This window comes from Allosaccharopolyspora coralli (genome assembly GCF_009664835.1).
GTDB lineage: Bacteria > Actinomycetota > Actinomycetes > Mycobacteriales > Pseudonocardiaceae > Allosaccharopolyspora > Allosaccharopolyspora coralli.
This window is the reverse complement of record NZ_CP045929.1, coordinates 3,216,199-3,232,033: the sequence shown is the minus strand read 5'-3', so window position 1 is coordinate 3,232,033 and position 15,835 is coordinate 3,216,199. Positions and strand designations below refer to the sequence as shown.

Genomic DNA, 15,835 nt, shown 5'->3' with positions numbered 1-15,835 from the left:
GTTTCAACTCGCCAGGGTGGACTCGGGCTCTGTGTCCGTCTGTGTGGCGGGCGATTCCTCCGACCGTAGCTTCGTTGCTCGGTTGTTCAGCCAGTGCCGTTCGTGCGGTGTGAGCGGCACCCGGAGCCGGTCGAGCCACTGATCGAGCTCGTCGGCCTCCAGCCCTCGATGCTCGGTTTCGCCCTCCGGTCGGCGCACCGTGACGGTGTTGTGCGTGACGGTCGTGTGCGTGCCGTCCTCGTCGAAAAGGCTCAGCATGAGTTGGGAACGGAATGCGGAATGGGTGCTGGTGTACTGGTGGCCCATGGTGATGTCGACCGGGTGGACGGCGAGTTCGTCCGTCGTGTGCATCCGTTCCCATTCCGAGCCGCGCTGTCGTTGCAGCTCCCAGGACACTCCACCTTCGGCCCGAATGCGCTGCATCCGGTAGGTCCGCCCTCGGTGATCCACCTGTGCCCCGTGGGTGAGGGCGATGGGCCGGGGAATGCTCATGCCGAAGCCCGGATCGGCGAGCAGCCGCTGGTCGTCGAGGACGACCTCGACGACCATGTGGGCCCGGGGCGCCTGGGTGGGGTCGCCGACCCTGCCCAGCCGACGGTGCACGGGATACCCGAGCCGCTCCACGGCTGCCGCGAACAGGACACTGTGTTCGAAGCAGTAGCCACCGCGTCCCCGTCCGACGAACTTCTCGTTGACGGCGGGCAGCTCGACGCCGGGATGCTGGTCGAGAAGGACGTCGATGTTGTCGAAGGTGAACGTCTGCACGTGGGATTCGTGCAGTTGATCGAGAGCGTTGTGGCTCGGTGCGCGGCGGGGCACGCCCAACCGAGTCAGGTAGCCCTCGAGGTCGAGCGCCGCGGTGTTCCACGGGTCGGAAGTGGACATGACAAGTACCTCCGCAGTCGGATCGGGTCGTCGTTGCGTCAGCCCTGGTACGGCCGCAGCGCCCGGTGGCGCCGCAACGCGTCCGACCACCAGGTCAGTTGGTCCAGCATGGCTTTCGCGGCGAGTTCGGGCCCGTCGGCGTCGATCGGGCGGCCGTCGGCATCGAACAGGTCCGGGTAGTTGGCGAAACTGACGGTGTCCCGGATCGTCATGGCGTGCAGTTCGGCGAAAACCAGCCGGAGCTGCTCCACCGCGCGAAGCCCGCCGCTGATGCCGCCGTAGGAGACGAACGCGACCGGCTTGGCCTGCCACTCGTCGTAGAACCAGTCGACAGCGGTCTTCAGCGGCGCCGGGAAACTGTGGTTGTACTCCGGTGTGACCACGACGAACGCGTCCGCGGCAGCCAGCCACGGGGCGAGGTCACGGACGGCGCGAGGTGCCGGTCCGTCGTCGGCCAGCACCTCGGGCAGCTGCGCCTCGGCCAGGTCGAGCAGGTCGACGTCGACGTCGTCGCGCTGGCGTACCTGATCGGCGAACCAGTTCGCGACGGTGGGGCCGAAGCGTCCGGTCCGGGTGCTCGCGATGACGATCGCGATCCGGGTGCGGTCCTGAGACATGGTGACGCTCCTTCGAAGCGGATGTCCGGGTGACTCGGAGGGCTCGCGGATCGATCTGTGTGGGTGGTTCCGTGGTGAAAGGCCCCTCGGCGCACTGTGGCTGCCACAACCTCGATCCGCGTGCACTCTGAGTCCACCGTCGCGGTCGGCACTTCGGATTCGCTTCGGGCCGGCTTCGGACCACGTCGAAGCTCTGATTCCGGACAACCGTGACCGCGGTCCGGTTACCGTGAGTCCGTGAGATTCGGGGTGCTCGGGCCGCTGCAGGTCTGGAACGAGGACGGAACACCGGTCCGCGTGCCCGAGGTGAAGGTCCGGGGGCTGTTGGCGCAGCTACTCGCCCATGCGGGCACGGTGGTGTCCTCGGATCGGCTCATCGACAACCTGTGGGCCGACCACCAACCCGCGAACCCCGCCAACGCGTTGCAGGCACGCGTCTCGCAGCTGCGTCGAGCGCTGGACGACGCCGAACCGGGTGCTCGGGAGCTCCTGGTGTCCCGTCCGCCCGGATACCTGCTGCGGGTCGATCCGGAAGCCGTCGACGCCGGCCGTTTCGAACGCGTGGCCGACCGGGCGTCGGCCACGGCCGATCCCCGCGCCCGGGCCGCGCTGCTCGACGAGGCGCTGTCGCTGTGGCGGGGAGCCGCGTTCGCGGACTTCGCCGACGAGCCCTTCGCGCAACCGTCCGTCGCGCGGCTGGAGGAGCGACGGCTGGCGGTGCTGGAGGACTGGGCCGAGGCCCGTTTGGAGCTCGCCGAGCACCGGCTGCTGACCGGGGAACTCGAAGAAGCGGTGACCCGGCACCCGTTGCGTGAGCGTCTGCGCGCTGCCTATCTCCTCGCCCTGTACCGGGTCGGCAGGCAACGCGACGCCCTGAACAGCTACCACGACCTGCGCACCCGGCTCCGCGACGAGATGGGGACCGACCCCGGCCCGGAGCTCGTGGAGCTTCACCGAGCCATCCTCGACCACGATCCGGCGCTACAACCGCCACCGGCGGCGCCGCGCACGAACCTGCCTGCGCCGCTGACGGAGCTCGTAGGGCGTTCGGTCGACCTCACGCAGGTCCGCGAGCTGCTCGCCGAGCATCGGGTGGTGACGTTGGTCGGGGTCGGTGGTGTCGGAAAGACGCGGCTCGCGCTGGAGACCGCCCACGGCGTCGTGGGTGACTTCCCCGACGGCGTGTGGCTCGCGGAACTGGCCACGTTCACCAGCGACGCGAATCGACCCGGGGCACGAGGCTTGGCCGAGTTCCTCGCCGAGGTCCTGGAGGTTCGCGACGACCCCAGCGCCGAGCGTGCGGCGCCCGATTCCGCCGCGCGGCTCGTCGACGCGGTCCGTGGACGCGAGTTGCTGCTGGTGCTCGACAACTGTGAGCACGTCGTCGAGCCGGTCGTGGAGCTGGCCGTGCCCGTGCTCGAAACGGCTCCCGGCGTGAAGATTCTCGCGACGAGCAGGCAACCGCTCGAAATTCCGGGCGAGGCCGTGTGGACGGTCGCGCCACTGACGGTGCCGGACGCGTCGGCGTCGGACGGGGCGACGGCACCGGCCGTCGCGCTGTTCGCGGCCCGCGCGGCGACAGCGGACCCCGGTTTCGCACTCGACGACACCAACCGCGCTGACGTCGCCGCGATCTGCCGGAGACTCGACGGCATCCCGTTGGCGCTGGAACTGGCCGCCGCGCGAGTCCGCTCGCTGGGGACCCGGGAATTGGCCGAACGGCTGCACGACCGGTTCCGGCTGCTCGCGGGCGGGCTGCGGGCGGGTCCGGAACGCCACCAGACGCTCCGCGCGACGATCGACTGGAGCTGGAACCTGCTGACCGCGACCGAGCAAGCGCTCCTGCGCAGGCTGTCGGTGCACGTCGGCGGAGCCTCGCTGCGGGCGGTCGAAGAGGTGTGCGGCTTCGACGAACTGGCCCCGGCCGACGTCGTGGACACTGCCGGTCGCCTGGTCGACCGGTCGCTGGTGACCAGCATCGACACCGGCGACGGGCGCCGGTACCGGCTGTTCGAGTCGGTCGCGGCGTACGCGGCGGAGCGTCTGGCGGAGGCGGGGGAGCGGGAAACCGCTCAGGATCGCCACGCCGTCCACTACCTCGGCATCGCGGAGCACGCGGCACCGCTGTTGCGTGGCCGGGAACAACGACACTGGTTGGACCGGCTCGACACGGAGTCCGTGAACCTGCGCGCCGCACTCGACAGGGCGGTAGCCGTCGCCGACGCGGAGCTCGCACTGCGCCTGGTCGACGCGATGGGGTGGTACTGGTTCTTGCGGGGCAGGCTCGCCGAGGCCAGGCGGTCGACCGCCTCGGCGCTGGCCGTCGACCCGGACGCGTCGCTCGCGCTGCGCGCTCCTGTCCTGACGTGGCACACGGGTCTGATGAGGTGGGCGCGTGAAACGTCCGGCCCTCCCGACACCGAAAGCGCAGCGCTGCGCGCCTACGACGAGCTCGGTGACCGTGTCGCTCGTGCCTACGCGGAATGGTTCCTCGCCTACACCCAATGGGGCGGCGAGGGTGAGGCCGTGGCCGACGAACGAGTGGAGCGCGCGTTCCGGACGTTCCAGGCCGAAGGGGAGCAGTGGGGGATGGCGGCGGCGTCGGCGACGCGCGGGCATCGCGCGCTCCTCCGCGACGACCTGAGCACGGCCTCCCGGGAAGCCGAGCGCGCGACGGATCTGTTCGACGAGCTCGGGGACCAATGGGGACGCCTGCAGACCCTGGACACGCTCGGCACGCTCGCCGAGGTCGGCGGGAATTACGACCGTGCCGCCGAACTCCACACCGCCGGGCTGCGGATCGCCGAAGAACTCGGCCTGTGGAACGAGGCCTCGACCCGCTACGCGCGGCTCGGTCGCATCGCTCTGCTGCGGGGCGAGCACGACGCGGCGGACGACTTCCACCAGCGAGCGGCGCGGCTCGCGATCGCGCAGTCTCACCGGGGCTCGCACCAGTTCGCCGAGTTCGGCCTCGCGCTGGTGGCGCGACGCAAAGGCGAGCTCGATCGCGCCGAGAAGATTCTGCACGCGTGGCGGGACTGGAACCACGAGCACGGCGAACATTTCGACGCGCTGATGCTCAGCGCCGAGCTGGGGTTCATCGCCGAGATGCGCGGCGACGCCGAGAGGGCCCGTGCCCTGCATCAGCACGGCTACGACCACGCCCTCACCACGGGCGGTCCCCGCGCGGTGGCGATCGGTCTCGAAGGACTCGCCGGAGCGTGGTCGCTGGCCGGGTATGGCCGGGACGCCGCCGGGCTGCTCGGAGCCGCCGACGCGGCACGCCGCTCGTCCGGCGCTCCGCTCCCGCAGGCGGAGCGGCACGACGTGGACCGCATTTCTGCCCGCATCCGTGGGGAAATCGGCGACGCGGCGTTCGACGCCGCGTTCGACGAGGGCGCGTCGCGTGAGCTCCCACCACCGAGCACCGACCGGAACGGACGGGATCGACCTCGGTAAGTGGCTACTCGAGAAACCGACCCCGCAATGCCGAGGGCGCTGAGGTTCCGCTACGGAACGAGCGAGCAACATCTACTGCGGAGTTCTCGGTGATTCGAGGGCTGCGGTCGGGCACAGTGTCACGAGGTGTTCGGCCGCCCCGCACGGAAGCACCAGAGCGCAGCCATCCGCACGCCCGCGCAGGAGGAGCTCACACAGGACCGGGGGGACTCGCGCCCGGATGGTCGAGGACCGAGGCTGCAGCAGTGTGTCCGGCCTCGCACGCCTTGCGCAGGTCGGAGCCGACGAGGATGTCGGCGAGGAATCCGGCGGCGAAGGCGTCTCCGGCGCCGGTCGCGTCGCGTACGTGGGGGGCGACCGGAACGTCGACCCACTCCGGCGGCTCCGAAGGACGCAGGATCGCGGTGGGGTCGGGACCGTCTTTGACGACCACGGTCGCATCGAGCTGGTGCTCGGGTCCTAATCCCAGAAACTCGGCCTCCGTGCGGTTCGCGAACAGTACCCGCGGCCGCAGTTCGCCCATCAGGTCCAGGAACCGGTCGCGTCCGTAACCGCGCAGCATTCCGGTGGAGGACGCGTCCACCGACGCCGTGCCGCCGTGCTCCCGCATGTGTTCGATCGCCCGGACCGAGGCGGTACTCAGCGGTTCGGCGGCGAAGCAGTAGGCCGGGACGTGCAGATGGTGGAGCCCTTCGAACCAGGAGGGCTCGACGGTACGGAGCAGCACGCTGGCGCCGCGATCGGGGAACATGGTGCGTTCGCCGTGTTCGTCCACGAACACGACGACGCAACCGGTCGTGCCCTCGCGCTGTACGCGCACGTCCACGCCGCTGCCGGTGAGCTCCGCGACGAGTGCCTCACCGGCAGCGTCCGTGCCGACACAGCCGAGGAATCGCGTCGGACAGTGCTTCGCGGCGAAGGCCGCGACGTTGGCCGCACTTCCACCTCGCGTCCGGTGGATCGAGACCTCGGTGTCGGTGGCCGTGCGGACGTCCTCGGCGAGCCACACGACGATGTCCTCGACGAGATCACCCAATACCCCGAGCATCCTCGCCCCTTCACTCAGGTCGCATCGTGGAACGTGGGCAGGTGGTCCGGTACCGCCGCCCCACTTTTCCAATGCCCTCTCACAGCGCGAGTGCTCGCGCGATCTCCGCGCCGACCGACACATTGTTGCTGTACAACGCGACATTGACCTCGAGGCTGCGGCCGCCCGTGGTACTGAGCAGATGTTCGAGCAGGAACGGCGTCGTCGCCTTCCCGGTGATGCCGTGTTCTCGCGCGGCCTCCCACGCCCGGGCGAGCGCCGCGTCGTGTTCGGCGGCCGGAAGTTGCGCGTGTTCCGGGACCGGGTTCGCGACGAGCAGTGCGGCACGCAGCCCGAGGTCGTCGCTCGCCGCGACCATGGTCGCCACCTCGGCGGCGGAGTCCACGGTGTGTGGAACCGGGTGTCCGGAATCGGGGACGTAAAAGCCGGGGTAGCGATCGGTGCGCCATCCGACCACCGGAATACTCAGCGTCTCGAGTCGTTCCAGCGTCGCACCGACGTCCAAGATGGACTTGGCTCCCGCGCTGACGACGACGATCGGGATGTCGGCCAACGCGGTCAGGTCCGCCGACTCGTCGAACGTCTCGCTCGCACCGTGGTGGACGCCGCCGAGCCCACCGGTGGCGAACACCGCGACACCGGCTCGGTGCGCGAGCAACGCCGTGGCGGCCACCGTGGTGCCACCCGTCCAGTTCTTCGCCGCAGCGACGGGAAGGTCCCGGATGCTGAGCTTCTCGGCGGCGTCGTCGGCGGCCAACGCTGCGATCTGGTCGTCGGAGAGGCCGACGGTCGGCACTCCGTCCACTACCCCCACGGTCGCAGGCACCACGCCTGCCTCGCGCAGCAATGCCTCGGCCTCGTGCGCGACGTCGAGGTTGCGCGGGCGCGGCAGTCCGTGCGTGATGATCGTGGATTCGAGCGCCACCACGGCACGACCGGCGTCGACGGCTTCGCGAATCTCGGCAGCCACCACGGGCGAATCGGGACGAGCCATCGGACCTCCAGTCGGGAACTCGGGCAGCTGAGGAGGGTGCGCGGGTTGGACTACGTGGGCGGCCGGTCTGCGTGGGCCGGAGGAAGGCTCTCCGCGCACTGTGGCGCCACAGCCTCAATCCGCGTGCACTCTAAGCGGCGCACCGAGAGCCGGACAATGCGTTGTTCGGGTCACGTCACGTTCGTCGCTTACGTCACTCGACTGGAACAGAGTTGCATTCATCGAGCATGGCGTCAGTGAGCAGCATGCCCTCGCTTCCCATTACTGTGCGTGCCGTGACGGACACACGGCCCCGTTGTCAAGCGAAGTGCTTGCGTTCGAGGCGGGTGTTGACATGGCGCGAACGGATTCGTACGTTCCAATGAACGCAACACCGTTGCTTTGAGTGCGTCCGCAGTGTCCATGACCGTCGCCACTGGGGAGGAGTCCGCTTCCTCGCCGGTACGACCCATACGAGAGCGGGTGCGATGAGCTCACCACCGACCGGAACGAAGGACGAGTCCGCTAGCCCGACGACCTTGCGCCGCGTGGTCGGCGCGAGCTTCGTCGGCAACCTCGTGGAGTGGTTCGACTACGCCGTCTACGGCTACCTGGCGGTCACCATCGCGAGCGTCTTCTTTCCGGAGAGTTCGCCGACCGCCGGACTGCTCGCGACGTTCGGGGTCTTCGCGCTGTCCTTCATCATCCGCCCCGTCGGCGGCGTGTTCTGGGGTCACTTCGGCGACAAGTTCGGCAGGCGGCGTGCGCTGTCGCTGTCCATCCTCATCATGTCCGCCGCCACCTTCGCGATCGCGCTGCTGCCCGGCTACGCGCAGCTCGGCATCGCCGCTCCCGTCCTGCTGCTGCTCGTGCGCATGGTGCAGGGATTCTCGGCGGCGGGTGAGTACGCGGGGGCAGCGGCATTCCTGTTCGAGTACGCACCGACGAAGCGGCGCGGTTTGTACACCAGCGTCGTACCCGCGAGCACGGCAGGCGGGCTACTGTGCGGCTCACTCGCGGTGACGCTGCTGACCTCCACGCTCTCCGACGAGGCGATGTCCTCGTGGGGCTGGCGCATCCCGTTCCTGATCGCCGGACCGCTCGGTCTGATCGGTCGCTACATCCGGGTGAAACTCGAGGACACACCCGAGTTCCGCGCACTGGAACAACGGGAGTCCGTCGCGCACTCGCCGATGCGGGAGACCTTCGGCCGCAACCGGCGCTCCATCCTCGTCGCATGTGGGGTGACCTGCCTGAACGCGGTCGGCTTCTACATGCTGCTGACCTACATGCCCACGTATCTGTCCACCGAACTCGGCATGGACGAGACCTCCGCGTTCGTCTCGACCACGATCGCCCTCGTCGGCTACATCGCGTCCGTCTTCGTGATGGGACGACTGTCCGATGTGGTCGGACGCGCACGCATGATGTTCGCGGCCGGAATCCTGTTCGCGCTGTTGGCGGTCCCCGTCTTCCTGCTGCTCGGTGTCAGCGGGCTCGTCGGCGTCACCCTCGTCCAACTCGCGCTGGGCGTGCTGCTGACGATGAACGACGGGACCCTGCCGTCGTACCTCGCCGAGCTGTTCCCGACGCACGTGCGCTACAGCGGCTTCGCGTTCAGCTTCAACACCGCCAACGCCCTGTTCGGCGGCACCGCGCCGTTGGTGGCCACCGCGTTGATCGAGCTCAGCGGCACTCCGGTGGCCCCGGCCTGGTACCTGGCCGGAGCCGGTGTCGTCGCCGCGGGCTCGCTGCTGCTCGCCGCCAGGGCGGCTCGGAGCCACTCCGCACCGGACAGCGATCACCACGAAGAATCAGTGAAGGGAAGTGTGCAGTGAATCTGGAACGTCTGAAGGACATCCACAACGGTGAGAAGGTCGTGCCCACCTTCTCGAACGAGGAGATGACCCGCCGCGTCACGGCCCTGCGCAAGCACATGGCCGACGAAGGCATCGACGCGGTCGTGTTCACCAGCTACCACAACATCAACTATTACAGCGACTTCCTCTACACCGCCTTCGGCCGCAACTACGCTTTGGTGATCACGGCGGACGATCACGTGACGGTGTCGGCGAACATCGACGCGGGCCAGCCGTGGCGGCGCAGCTTCGGCGACAACCTCGTCTACACCGACTGGCAGCGGGACAACTTCCAGCATGCGATCGCGACCGTGCTCGATCGCGGACGGGTACGCGGCGGGCGTCTCGGCGTGGAGGACGACCACATCCCGCCCATGCTGCGCGGCCAGCTCGCCGACCTGCTGCCGGGATTCGACATCGTCGACGTCTCCGCGGCCACGATGCGCCAGCGCATGATCAAGTCGGCGGAAGAGATCGCACTCATCAAGCACGGTGCGCGCATCGCCGACATCGGTGGCGCCGCGGTCGTCGAGGCGATCGGGCACGGCGTTCCCGAGTACGAGGTCGCGCTCGCCGGTACCCAGGCCATGGTGCGCGAGATCGCGCGCACCTTCCCGGACGCCGAGCTTCGGGACACGTGGGTGTGGTTCCAGTCCGGGGTGAACACCGACGGCGCGCACAACTGGCCCACCAGCAGGCAGGTCTGCGCCGGCGACATCCTCAGTCTCAACTGCTTCCCGATGATCGCAGGGTATTACACCGCGTTGGAGCGGACTCTGTTCTTCGGAGAGCCCGGTGCGGAGCACCTGCACCCCTGGAAGGTCAACACCGCGGTGCACGAGCGCGGGCTCGAACTGATCCGCCCGGGTGCGGTGTGCGGGGACATCGCCCACGAACTGAACGCGATCTACGAGACGGAGAACCTGCTCGCGCGCCGTACGTTCGGCTACGGGCACTCGTTCGGCGTGCTCTCGCACTACTACGGCCGCGAAGCCGGGCTGGAGCTGCGCGAGGACATCGACACCGTTCTGGAACCGGGCATGGTGGTGTCCATGGAACCGATGATCACCATTCCGGAGGGACTCCCCGGAGCAGGCGGTTACCGCGAACATGACATTCTCGTGGTGACCGAGGACGGCGCCGAGAACATCACCGGGTTCCCGTACGGGCCGGAGCACAACATCATCGGTGCTTGAGTGAGTGGTCGGTGTGGGTGCGCGCGGCAGCACCCACACCGAGGCCGAGGAGGCGGACGTGACCGACGACGGTGACCTCTCGCGCAGTGCACCTTCCGTGCTGCACAACGGGATCCGGGTGCTGCGGGCGTTCTCTGTGGACGAACCGGCCCTCGGCGTCACCGAAATCGCCCGGCGCGTCGAGCTGCACAAGAGCACCGCCTCCCGCATCCTCGCCCAGCTCGAACAACTCGAGCTGGTGGTCCGCGACCCGGAGAGCGGGCGGTTCCGGCTCGGACTCGGTCTCGTCGGCCTCGCCGGGCCGCTGCTGGCCAATCTCGACGTGCGCCGCATCGCCTACCCGGTCCTCGAAGGACTCACCGCACGCACCGGCGAGACGAGCGCCCTGGTCGTCTCCAGCGGCAGCGAGTCGGTGTCCGTGGAGCAGGTTCCGAGCCCGCACCAGGTCAAGCACACGACCCCCATCGGGACCCGGTACACGACGTCGGCGAGTGCCTCGGTCCAGGTGTTTCTGGCCGAGCTGCCGGAGTCCCGGGTACGGGAACTGCTCGAAGGGCGACTGCTGCACCCCGGCCACGACGACGAGCGCTCCGTCCGCGCCCTGCTCGACCGGCTCGCGCGAGTGCGCGCCGACGGCGTGGCCGTCAACGCGGGCGAGACCTCCGTCGAGGAGGTCGGCGTCAGCGCACCGGTGCGGGACCATCGCGGGGTGACGGTGGCCGCCGTTCTCCTGTCCGCGCCGAGCTTTCGGGTCTCCGACCACTTGCGCGGTCAACTGTGCACGGTGGTGCGCGACACCGGCAACACGCTCTCGGAAAGGCTCGGCGCCGTCGTGCGCTGACCCCGTAACAGGCGTGAGCCTTTTTGGTGGTCATAGGCACTAAAAAGGCTCACGCCCTGCTCATGCCACTTCCGCATCCGGCGTCGCTCCGGGCGCACGACCGGGGACTCGACGGGCCGGTACCCGCTGAGCGGTGCTTGCGCCGTGCACGGTGAGTACCCGGGTGGTCCGGCGCTCACACGGCTTGCGTCGCAGGCGGTTTCGGTACTCTGGGTGTCGGGTAGCCACCATGAGGCACTCGGTCTCACAAGGGAGCTGACCGTTGCCGTAAGCGGTGCAGGGCTCCGGTGAGCAGCGAGTCCTGCATCGCCGTATGCCGGAGGCAACACACGGGATGACCTACGAATCCTTGGACGGCGCAGTCCGTACGCGAAGCAACGGCAGGCTCACCATGGCCGACACGGTCCACGGATACCTGGAGGATGTGCGCCACGCGGCAGGCATCATGCAGGTCGAATTCGACTCGGCCGATGTCGATCAGCAACGCGTCGTCGTGGAGCTGGCGCTGACAGGCGTTCCGGACGTTCGCGTGAACTGGAGCCCGGACCTCGGGTGGTGCTTCGCAGGCGGTGACGGCGTCTGGCTGTACCGCGTGGGGATCGAATCCGACGCCGCGTCACTGGTTCCCGACCCCGACGAGGTCGCGGGATGGTTGCGTGTCCTCGCCACCGGTGAGCGGACCGGCCACCAGGATCCGCCCGCACCGCCGGACCCGGACGACGAAGCACTCGTCGACCGGCTGCTGACGTTCGGTACGGGAACCGACCCGTACGGCCCGTGACCGAGTCCTGCGTCCGCCGCCTACTCGTGGTGTCTGCGCGGACCTCGACACCGCGAGGTGCGAACAGGGGTGGCAGCCTGGACCACCACCCACGTTCCCAGACACCCACTCACACGAACTGAACTCCGGGACGCCGGTGCGTTCGGCCTGTCGTGCAGACGGTCTCCGCGTGTGCGGCGATGTCTTCCAGCGGCGCGATCCACATCCCGTCGAGCTGGGCGACCTGCTCGATGAGGCGTTCGAGGGCGTAGGCCTTCGCCGGGCGACCGGACAGGAACGGGTGGTTGGTCAGCACGAAGCACCCGTTCTCCGCATGCCGCGCGGTGGCCTCGAGTGACCACATTTCCAGTGCCTTCATCGGGCTTTCGATGACGCCGCTGCCGGTCCAGCCGGGGAAGAAGGCGTACTGCTCCCAGTCGTCGAGTGCCCAGTCCACCGGAATCTCGATGAGCGAGCGGGCGCCGACCGCGTCCGGCTGGAGCCGATACGGCACGTCGTCGTCGAGCAGGCTCGAGTCGTAGCGGAATCCGCGCTCGGCGAGCAGTTCCGGGGTGTGCCAGTTCATCTCCCACCACGGGGCCCGATAGCCGGTCGGCAGGCGGCCGGTGAGGCGTTGCAGCGACTCGATCCCGCGGTCGAGGATCGAGGCTTCGGTCGCGGCGTCCAGGCCCTGCATCCGCTCGTGCATGTACCCGTGATGGGCGATCTCGTGACCTTCGTCCACAATGGATCGAACCATGTCGGGGTAGGTGTCGGCGGTCATGCCGGGGACGAAGAACGTGGCGCGGACGCCCTGGCGCCGCAGGATCCGCAACAGTCGCGGCACCCCGACTCGCGGTCCGTACGACTGGTGTCCCATCAACGACATCCGGTCTGCGGTCGCCGGGTCCTCGGCCAGCGCACACGACTCGGCGTCCACGTCGAAGGTGAACGAGGCCGCCGCGCGGTACCCGGACGGCCACTGGAACTCGGCGTCTTGCAGTGACATGCTCACGCTCCTCGCATCGGTCGGGACGGGCTCGCAGGGGTCTCGCCTGCGTCGGAATCGGTGTCAGGGGTCCTTGCAGAAGGAGCTGTCGCGGGCAGGTAGCTCCGGTGCACTCGTGGTCCGAACGTCGCGTAGATGGCCGCCGAGACGGTCAGTCCCGCGAGCCAGGACAGGTCGACTCCGCCGAGTGCCGTGGACACCGGCCCCTGGAAGACCGGGATGACGCCGTGCATGCACAGCCAGGTCGACACGATGCCCGCCCCGAAAGCGGACAGTGCGGCGGGATTGAAGTCGGGCAGTCGCCGCGAGCCGACCGGGTCGAACAGGCGTGCCACGTCCGTCGTGTTGCGTTCGATCCAGTAGAAGTGCACGAGCATCACGCCGCCCCACGACGCGACCCAGCTCACGAGGGAGACCAGCCACGAGTCGAGCACGGTCGCGAAATCGCCCTGCACGACGAACAGCGCGACGCAGAGCAGCGAGAACACGCCGACGAGGACACTGAGCGTCCGGCGAGAGAGCTTCAGGTCCAGCGCCTGGGTGGCGACGCCGAAGGTGTAGATGTTGAGGATGTTGGTCGCGATCGGCCCGTGCACGACGAGGAACAGCACCGGGATCGCCAGTGCGCCGTAGGCCTCGACGATCAACTGTCCCGGGTCCACCTGACCGTTGGTGGTCGCCAGCGACGCGCCGAGCAGTCCGAGCCAGATCACCGGCACGAACTGTCCCAAGGCGCTGGCCAGGTACAGCTTGATGCGGGGGACGCCGCGGCTGACGAACCGGGAGTAGTCGGCGGCGTAGGTGAACCACGTGATGCCCCAGCCGATCCCGATCGCGGTCATCACCGCCGTCATCGCCGCGAACCGGGCGGGGCCTTCGAGGACCTCGCCCGGCGGGCCTGCGTAACTCCAGTCGATGTCGAGCTGTGTCCACGCGACGATGGACATGCCGACGAGTACGACGATCGTCGGTGGCACCGTCCACTTCTCGAAGCCGGAAATGGCGCGGTATCCGATCCACGAGATCGTGACCTGAGCCGCCATGATGACGGCCGCGACGGCGATCTTGAGCGCGTGGTTCTCGGCGGTCGCGTCGACCCAGCCGAGTTCCCCGAACAGGGCCATGACCAGGTCGAGAATGATCCAGGTGTTGATCGCGCACCATCCGACCGCGAGCACGGCCTGGATCACCGCGGGCAGGTAGCCGCCTCGGCGGCCGAAGGCGGCTCGGGCGAGGACCATGCCTGTCGCACCCGTGCGCTGGCCGAGCAGGACGAACAACCCGAACAGCGCCATCCCCACGAAGTTGCCGAGCACGAGCACGATCATCGTGTCCGCGAGCCCCAGCCCGAGTTCGATGCCGAGCGCCCCGAGGACCCAGTTGATCGGGGCGATGTTCGCCCCGGCCCAGATCCAGAACTGGCCGGAGACGCTGCTCGTGCGTGCCGACTCAGGGACGGGCTGCAGCACCTCCTCGAGCTGCTGCGGTCCGCTCGTCGCGGAACTGGAAGTCATTCCAGACATGCTTCTGGCGGGGGAGAGGAACAACAAGGTACGTTGTGTCAATCAACCGGACTTCGCTAGTTGACAGTGTGTGAATCGATGTCGATCTCGTTGGGCGCGGTGCTCGCCCATTCCAGCGTGGCGCCGGCGGCGCCGGAGCTACTCGCCGGCGACGCCTCGGTGTCCGTTCGGTGGGTGCATTCCAGCGAGGTTCTCGACCTCGCGCACCTGCTCCGCGGCGGGGAGCTCGTGCTCACCGCCGGGCTCGTCCTGGTCGACTCCCCGGCCGCGCGGCAGCGTCGCTACGTTCGCGAGCTCGTGGCCCGTGGTGTCGCGGCGGTCGCGATCGAGACCTCCCACGCGGTGCCGGAACCGGTCCTGGAGGAAGCCCGTCGGCTCGGGTTCGCCGTGGTGCGGCTGACTCGGACGGTGCCCTTCGTCGAGATCGCCGAAAGCGTCAACGGGTTGCTGGTCAACGAGTCCGTGCACCGGCTGCGCCTCGCGGACACGCTTTCCGACGAGCTTTCGGAGCACTTGATCAACGGCCACGACCTCGACGGCCTCGTCGCGCATCTCGCGGCCAGGCTTCACGCGTCGGTCTCGGTCCGCGACGTCGGCGGGGGCGTGTTGGCGTGGAGCGGGTCCGATGCGCCCGAGGGCGGCACGCTGCGGGAGGCGTCGATCACGATTCGCCACGTCGTGTCGGCGACGCTGGTGGTGCGCGCGACCGGACACACCGACCCCGTGCTGCTCGACGCGGCCCTCGACCGCGCGCCGCACGCGGTCGCCCTCGCGCTCATGCGCGCGCATTCGTCCGAAGTGGACACCCCGGCGGTCGAGGCGTTCTTCCACGCCCTGAGGCAGCCCGAGCACGCGCCTGTCTCGGTCGAGCTGTTGCTGGAGGCGACGCCGCTGGCAGGGGCGTGCTCGTTCGCGGTGCTCGTGATGCCGGCGGGAGCCACCACGGCCGCGGTCGAGCAGGCGGCGTGCCGACACGGCCGACAGGTGCTCAGCCGGCTCGGCCCTGAGGGGCTGCTTTCGGTGGTGGGGCTCCCGGAGCAGGGCGGGCAGGCGCGCGAAGCACTGATCGCCGACGTGCGGCACGTGGCCGACGAGGACGCCGTCCGGGTGGCCGTGGGGACCTTGGTGGCCAGCGCAGCGGATCTGCCGCGTGCGGTCACCGAAACCCGGCGCTGTCTCGAAGTGGGCGTCGACGACCTGGTGGTCGACGCGGCGCGGTTCTCCGTCGAACGTCTCGTGATCAGTGCCGGTGACCGCGCACCGTGGGAGGACTTCGTTCAGGAACACCTCGGCCCGGTTCTGGCGTTGGAGCCCGTCCGGCGCGAGAGGCTCCTGAACACCTTGATCGCCCACGTCGACTGTGCGGCGAACAAGACCGCGACGGCGAAACGCCTGCACCTGCAACGGCAGACGCTGTACCAACGGCTCGAGCGATTGTCGGCGGTACTCCAGCAGGACGTGGCCACGCCGTCTCCGGATCTCGGCGTCGCGGTGCGCGTGTTCCGCGCGCTCCAGGCGATCCGGCCACCCGTCTCGGAACAGACGGCGGAACGCGCCACTGCGCCGTCATGATCGTGTCTCGGTGCGCGGGTTGATCTGCTGTGGCGGAACCTCGCCCCGCGACTGGCGGCGGGAACCCGTGACTCGCGTCGTTCGTGGCGTGGT

At 68.9% G+C, this 15,835-nt stretch carries 12 protein-coding genes; 6 read left to right on the top strand and 6 right to left on the bottom strand.

The window, feature by feature from the left end:
• Nucleotides 1–3 precede the first annotated feature (3 nt).
• Nucleotides 4–885 carry an arylamine N-acetyltransferase family protein gene (locus GIY23_RS15125; RefSeq protein ID WP_154077249.1) on the bottom strand — a complete coding sequence of 294 codons (882 nt, stop codon included), beginning with the start codon at nucleotides 883–885 and terminating at the stop codon, nucleotides 4–6.
• 38 nt (nucleotides 886–923) lie between these two features.
• Nucleotides 924–1,502, bottom strand: a complete 579-nt coding sequence (locus tag GIY23_RS15120) for an NADPH-dependent FMN reductase (protein WP_154077248.1) — start codon at nucleotides 1,500–1,502, stop codon at nucleotides 924–926.
• A 237-nt stretch (nucleotides 1,503–1,739) separates the two neighbouring features.
• Here GIY23_RS15120 and GIY23_RS15115 point away from each other — a divergent pair, with 237 nt between their 5' ends.
• Complete coding sequence (locus GIY23_RS15115) at nucleotides 1,740–4,961, top strand: BTAD domain-containing putative transcriptional regulator (protein WP_154077247.1); 3,222 nt, start codon at nucleotides 1,740–1,742, stop codon at nucleotides 4,959–4,961.
• A gap of 190 nt (nucleotides 4,962–5,151) precedes the next feature.
• Here GIY23_RS15115 and GIY23_RS15110 read toward each other — a convergent pair whose 3' ends face one another.
• Entirely contained in the window at nucleotides 5,152–6,009 is an 858-nt protein-coding gene (locus tag GIY23_RS15110; protein ID WP_154077246.1) for a carbohydrate kinase family protein, read from the bottom strand.
• Between the two features lie 79 nt (nucleotides 6,010–6,088).
• A complete protein-coding gene (locus GIY23_RS15105; protein ID WP_154077245.1) occupies nucleotides 6,089–7,003 on the bottom strand; it encodes a pseudouridine-5'-phosphate glycosidase in 915 nt (304 codons plus the stop codon).
• A gap of 467 nt (nucleotides 7,004–7,470) precedes the next feature.
• Here GIY23_RS15105 and GIY23_RS15100 point away from each other — a divergent pair, with 467 nt between their 5' ends.
• From GIY23_RS15100 to GIY23_RS15085, 4 genes are all read left to right on the top strand, one after another.
• The gene (locus GIY23_RS15100; protein WP_154077244.1) at nucleotides 7,471–8,820 is read left to right on the top strand and encodes an MFS transporter; all 1,350 of its coding nucleotides are present in this window, start codon (nucleotides 7,471–7,473) and stop codon (nucleotides 8,818–8,820) included.
• Nucleotides 8,817–10,037 (top strand): M24 family metallopeptidase, encoded by a 1,221-nt coding sequence (locus tag GIY23_RS15095; RefSeq protein WP_228717309.1) that lies wholly within the window; start codon nucleotides 8,817–8,819, stop codon nucleotides 10,035–10,037. Before GIY23_RS15100 ends, GIY23_RS15095 begins: the two co-directional genes overlap by 4 nt.
• Before the next feature lie 58 nt (nucleotides 10,038–10,095).
• Nucleotides 10,096–10,878 (top strand): IclR family transcriptional regulator, encoded by a 783-nt coding sequence (locus GIY23_RS15090; protein ID WP_154077243.1) that lies wholly within the window; start codon nucleotides 10,096–10,098, stop codon nucleotides 10,876–10,878.
• A gap of 313 nt (nucleotides 10,879–11,191) precedes the next feature.
• The gene (locus tag GIY23_RS15085) at nucleotides 11,192–11,659 is read left to right on the top strand and encodes a hypothetical protein (RefSeq protein ID WP_154077242.1); all 468 of its coding nucleotides are present in this window, start codon (nucleotides 11,192–11,194) and stop codon (nucleotides 11,657–11,659) included.
• A 109-nt stretch (nucleotides 11,660–11,768) separates the two neighbouring features.
• Here GIY23_RS15085 and GIY23_RS15080 read toward each other — a convergent pair whose 3' ends face one another.
• Nucleotides 11,769–12,647 carry a polysaccharide deacetylase family protein gene (locus GIY23_RS15080; RefSeq protein ID WP_154077241.1) on the bottom strand — a complete coding sequence of 293 codons (879 nt, stop codon included), beginning with the start codon at nucleotides 12,645–12,647 and terminating at the stop codon, nucleotides 11,769–11,771.
• Between the two features lie 2 nt (nucleotides 12,648–12,649).
• Nucleotides 12,650–14,161 (bottom strand): purine-cytosine permease family protein, encoded by a 1,512-nt coding sequence (locus GIY23_RS15075; RefSeq protein ID WP_222850171.1) that lies wholly within the window; start codon nucleotides 14,159–14,161, stop codon nucleotides 12,650–12,652.
• 87 nt (nucleotides 14,162–14,248) lie between these two features.
• Here GIY23_RS15075 and GIY23_RS15070 point away from each other — a divergent pair, with 87 nt between their 5' ends.
• Complete coding sequence (locus GIY23_RS15070) at nucleotides 14,249–15,742, top strand: PucR family transcriptional regulator (RefSeq protein ID WP_154077239.1); 1,494 nt, start codon at nucleotides 14,249–14,251, stop codon at nucleotides 15,740–15,742.
• Nucleotides 15,743–15,835 lie beyond the last annotated feature (93 nt).

What these genes read in the sequence shown, in the direction of transcription:
- GIY23_RS15070 (WP_154077239.1), top strand. Translation starts at nt 14,249, where the DNA reads ATGTCGATCTCGTTGGGCGCGGTGCTCGCCCATTCCAGCGTGGCGCCG.
- GIY23_RS15075 (WP_222850171.1), bottom strand. Translation starts at nt 14,161, where the DNA reads ATGACTTCCAGTTCCGCGACGAGCGGACCGCAGCAGCTCGAGGAGGTG.
- GIY23_RS15085 (WP_154077242.1), top strand. Translation starts at nt 11,192, where the DNA reads ATGCCGGAGGCAACACACGGGATGACCTACGAATCCTTGGACGGCGCA.
- GIY23_RS15120 (WP_154077248.1), bottom strand. Translation starts at nt 1,502, where the DNA reads ATGTCTCAGGACCGCACCCGGATCGCGATCGTCATCGCGAGCACCCGG.
- GIY23_RS15110 (WP_154077246.1), bottom strand. Translation starts at nt 6,009, where the DNA reads ATGCTCGGGGTATTGGGTGATCTCGTCGAGGACATCGTCGTGTGGCTC.
- GIY23_RS15080 (WP_154077241.1), bottom strand. Translation starts at nt 12,647, where the DNA reads ATGTCACTGCAAGACGCCGAGTTCCAGTGGCCGTCCGGGTACCGCGCG.
- GIY23_RS15125 (WP_154077249.1), bottom strand. Translation starts at nt 885, where the DNA reads ATGTCCACTTCCGACCCGTGGAACACCGCGGCGCTCGACCTCGAGGGC.
- GIY23_RS15105 (WP_154077245.1), bottom strand. Translation starts at nt 7,003, where the DNA reads ATGGCTCGTCCCGATTCGCCCGTGGTGGCTGCCGAGATTCGCGAAGCC.
- GIY23_RS15100 (WP_154077244.1), top strand. Translation starts at nt 7,471, where the DNA reads ATGAGCTCACCACCGACCGGAACGAAGGACGAGTCCGCTAGCCCGACG.